The 895-nt window shown below is 72.0% G+C and carries 1 protein-coding gene; it reads right to left on the bottom strand.

Going from position 1 to position 895, the window contains the following annotated elements:
- Positions 1-895: helicase-related protein (locus tag FVW27_RS17450; protein WP_279586651.1), on the bottom strand; the 895-nt coding region annotated here is incomplete at both ends.

Genomic DNA, 895 nt, shown 5'->3' with positions numbered 1-895 from the left:
CCCGGTCCGGTGCGTCCGGCGCGGCCCCGGCGCTGGTCCGCCCCGGCCAGCGAGACCCGCTCGGTCACCAGCCGCGACATGCCGGAACGCGGGTCAAAACGCGGCACCCGCGCAAGACCGGTGTCGATGACCACCCGCACGCCGTCGATGGTCAGGCTGGTCTCGGCTATGGCCGTGGCCAGCACCACCTTGCGCGTGCCGGGCGGCGCGGGGGCGATAGCCGCGTCCTGAAGTTCCGGGGCCATGTCGCCGTACAGGGCATGCACGGTTACCGGGCCGTGCGGCGTGTCTGCCAGCCCCGCCAGCCTTGTCGCCGTACGCCGGATTTCCCCGGCTCCCGGCAGGAACACCAGCAGGCTGCCCGACTCCTCGTGCAGGGCGCGGCGTACGGCGTCGGCCACCGCGTCCTCCAGCACGCCGGGCGGAGTGGTGTCGTAGGGCAGCCAGTTGCGCACGGGTGGCAGATGGCGGGTATCCACCGGAAAGGCGCGCCCCGCGCTTTCGATAACCGGGCACCCGTCCAGCAGATTCGCCACCGGGCCGCAATCCAGCGTGGCCGACATGACCACCAACCGCAGGTCCGGTCGCAGCCCTTCCTGGCAATCCAGGCACAGGGCCAGGCCCATGTCCGCGTGCAGGCTGCGCTCGTGAAATTCGTCAAAGATCACACAACACACGTCGGCCAGTTCCGGGTCGGCCTGGAGCATGCGCGTCAGCACGCCTTCGGTCACCACTTCCACGCGGGTGCGCGGCCCCACCCGGGTATCCAGCCGCATGCGGTAGCCCACGGTGTCGCCCACTGCCTCGCCCAGGGTGGCCGCCATGCGCCGGGCCGCCGCCCGCGCGGCAAGGCGCCGGGGCTCCAGCAGCACCACCTTGCGTCCATCCAGCCATG

Origin of the sequence: Nitratidesulfovibrio liaohensis, assembly GCF_011682075.1 — a bacterium.
GTDB classification, from domain to species: Bacteria; Desulfobacterota; Desulfovibrionia; order Desulfovibrionales; family Desulfovibrionaceae; genus Cupidesulfovibrio; species Cupidesulfovibrio liaohensis.
Note: the sequence above shows the minus strand (reverse complement) of the source record. Positions and strands in the feature narration are given on the sequence as shown.